The following is a 3452-nucleotide window of genomic DNA, read 5'->3' on the forward strand; positions in this document are numbered from 1 at the left end:
TGACAGCTTTTATTTTTTATAATTAAATATGTTACTACTATTTTTATCTGACAGCTTTTATTTTTTATAATTAAATATGTTACTACTATTTTTATCTGACAGCTTTTATTTTTTATAATTAAATAAGTTAATAATATTTTCTAAAGTAAGTTACAACTATATTAATTAGATGGTTCTTAATTTCGTACGGAGCTCAATTCTCTAAATGAATGGTGGTGATTAGCTTTAGTTTAAGTCAGTAAAATGTACTGATATCTGTTTCATCAAGCCCCTATAGAAGATGCCTCTAGCCATTGATGAAAACTGGCCAGAGGCAGGGGTGTTAGTTTACCTTGGGAAAGGTAGTAAATATCGTCCACTCATCTTTAACCATGCCTTTATGGCCAATGACGGTAGCGGTTACACGACGGTTTAAAGCGTGGCTGACATCATCTGTCCCCAATTTAGCTAAATGGGTATCACCAAAGCCAACAATAGTTAACCTGTCCTCTGAAATACCTTGCTTAATTAATAGGTTGCGTACGTTACTTGCTCGGCGGCGTGATAGCTCAAGGTTGTAAGCTGCGGTACCAACTTTACTTGCGTAACCCTGTATTTCGATAGAAGTCGTAGGGTACTTCTTAAGGAATGCTGCTAATTCAGTAATCTTACGTTGGAATACTGGATTAATGCTGTCTGAATCATTAGCAAACAAAATCTTAAGTTGATACTGTTCTTCTTTGTTTAGGTAGGTTTCGCAGCCATCATTATCTACTTCGGCACCAACTGGGGTATTCGCACATAGATCACGAGCATTGATTACGCCATCGTTATCTACGTCATGAAGGTCAGCGACTTGAATGTGCTCCGGAGTAGGGATGTAATCGAACTTATCAGTCGCAAATGCACTATTTAGGCTCATTGTTGATAGAGCTAGAAATATTAAGGTATTGTTTTTCATTGTGTTTAGTACTCTACTGGCTGAGTCCATTCTTGCGGAATATCGACGCGCAATGCATCAAGAAGTTTTCCTGTAGAAGTTAGAGTTCGGTATTTAGCGTATTGTTGATCGAACTGCGTTTCGAGGTAGTTTTTGCGGGATTCAAATAGCTCATTTTCAGTATTGAGCAAATCAAGCAATGTACGTTTACCAATGCGGTACTGCTTTTGATAAGCAACAACGGTGTCTGACATTGAACCAACATGTTGGCTTAGAAAGGTTTTTTGTTTGCCAGTCAATTCTAAAGCACTCCATGAGAGACTAAGCTCTTGCTCAACACTTCGGTAGGCACGTTCACGTAGGTCTTTCGCTTTGTTGAGCTGGTAGGCCATACTATCAGTGTTTGCTGAATCTCTGCCGCCATTATATAGGTTATAGCGGACGCGAAGCATAGCAGTGGTTTCAGAACTGTTACCTTCAATACCTCCTGCATCATCACGCCAGTTTTGTGCTGCTTCAACGGAAACTACTGGATAGTGGTTCGCATCTGCTTGCTGGTACTGGTATCTTGCAGAGTCGACATCTGCTAAAGCTATCTTTATCACTGGGTGGTTTTCAAAAGCTTGATTTTTGGCCTCATCCAAGGAGTCGGGAATAAAGTTTTGGTCTGCGCGTGGAAAGATTAGATCCTGAGGGTTTTCACCCACTAATCGAATAAATGTGGTTTGCGCATCTTTGTAGTTATTTTGTGCAGCTAGTAAATTGCTGTGAGCTTTTGCTAGGCGACCTTCAACTTGAGTCAAGTCGGCGACTGAGCCTATTCCTGATTCTGTGCGTTTTTTGATGTCAGTATAAATACGCTCGTGCGTATTTAAGTTGCTTTCTGAAAGAGTAATGAACTGCTGTGCCTTAATTACATCCAGATACGCTTTAGCAACTTGTAGGGCAATATTTTGAGCATCAGCAAGCAATTGATAACGTACCGATTCAGCGTCTGCTGATGTGCGATCGATATCGTAAAGAGTTTTAGAACCATCCCAAATCAACTGGCTAAATGTAATTGCAGCTTCTTTACGGGTCATGTCGGTTCTATCTGCGGAGTTCGCTGGATCTATGCCCTCATAACCGATACCTGCGTCTAAATCGATGGTCGGTTTGTATGCACCAGTGGATTGATCAATGATGTAGCGTTTACTCATATATTCATTGAACGCACTTTTGATCTCTGGGTTGGTTGCAAATGTAACCGCTACGGCTTGCTCTAATGTTTGTGCACTGGAATGAAGAGGTATTAACAAACCAAAACAAACAACACTAATACTACTAAGCTTCAAAAGAAGTCTCCCCAAATAATTCGCAACGCTAATTATCTTTAATTTATTGTCTCAATAATGAAACTTTAAGAACCGGATATATTAAAGAAAACGTTTGTATCAAATCTGGCTTGGTTAATTTAAGCCATCATTTTAAAAAATGTAATCGCTGGAACAAAGTCCCTAAAAATAAGCCGCATAGCATATGACTTTCTGGGGCAAAATAAAACCAATTTAAAACATGAAACTTATTGTGGGAACAAGTGCATGTTGTACATTGAGCAAATAATGATAAACTATTAACTAAATGTATCACTGCCTGAAATAATTCTCATTGCCTGATTTAGTCAAGGGGAGGGGTTATTTCATCTGTTAAATGGGGTAATAACTTTGGTTGGAAAGTCAAATTCAACGACGGATAAGTATGTTGTAATCGGTAAAGATGGTCATATTAGAGTAGTTGAATCTAAGGAGAACCTACTTCCGGGTGAGATTGTCGTGGAGACGTTGAATGGTGATTCTCTACCTGCGCATGCCTCATTAGAGCGCAGTGATACAAATTCAGATATATCTCCTGAAGTTGAGGAAATCATTAAAGCCGTTGCGCAAGGTGATGACCCTACAGAATTAGGAGAAGAATACGCTACTGCTGCAGGTGAGCAATTAAGTTCTAGCTTAACCAATTCCGGAACAATTGAACGTTCAGGGGCTGAACTTCTGGCAAGTACGTTTTTTGAAACTTCAGGTTTAGACAGTGAGCAGAGCGATACCAATGTTTTACCTGACGTGCATCGTTCTACTGAAATAGATAGTAGTAACTCCTCGGCGTTAATTGATGGTGACGATGTGGGGGCAGTAAGAGAAGACGTAACGTTGACCACAGGTGGCAACCTAAACGTGGATGACCCTGATGCAGGTGAAGCGGTCTTCCAACCCCAAACGGACGTTCAAGACGGTAACTGGGGTATTTTCTCTATCGATGAGCAAGGTAACTGGACGTATGAGTTGAACAATAGCCACCCAGACGTTCAAGCGTTGGACGCCGATAGTGATCCGATTATTCGTACCATGACAGTGACGTCTGCAGATGGCACGACTCATGACGTGGTCGTGACGATCACGGGCTCAGACGACAAAGCGATCATCACACCAGATCAACCGGGTGATGATAAAGGCGCGGTTCAAGAAGACGTAACGCTGACCACTGGCGGCAACTTAAA

The 3452-nt window shown here is 40.8% G+C and carries 3 protein-coding genes; 1 reads left to right on the plus strand and 2 read right to left on the minus strand.

Annotation, left to right across the window (positions count from 1 at the left end; all coding sequences use genetic code 11):
- Window positions 1–322: 322 nt before the first annotated feature.
- Complete coding sequence (locus R7Z78_RS24100; protein ID WP_025576707.1) at window positions 323–940, minus strand: OmpA family protein; 618 nt, start codon at window positions 938–940, stop codon at window positions 323–325.
- Window positions 941–945: 5 nt separating this feature from the next.
- The gene (locus R7Z78_RS24105) at window positions 946–2253 is read right to left on the minus strand and encodes a TolC family outer membrane protein (RefSeq protein ID WP_025576708.1); all 1308 of its coding nucleotides are present in this window, start codon (window positions 2251–2253) and stop codon (window positions 946–948) included.
- A 369-nt stretch (window positions 2254–2622) separates the two neighbouring features.
- On the opposite strand from R7Z78_RS24105, the gene R7Z78_RS24110 reads away from it, so the two are divergent.
- Window positions 2623–3452, plus strand: an 830-nt coding sequence (locus R7Z78_RS24110) for a VCBS domain-containing protein (protein WP_212733950.1), incomplete at its 3' end; no start/stop codon positions are given.

Source organism: Vibrio sp. 1167, assembly GCF_033340375.1.
In the GTDB taxonomy this organism is placed as follows: domain Bacteria; phylum Pseudomonadota; class Gammaproteobacteria; order Enterobacterales; family Vibrionaceae; genus Vibrio; species Vibrio alginolyticus.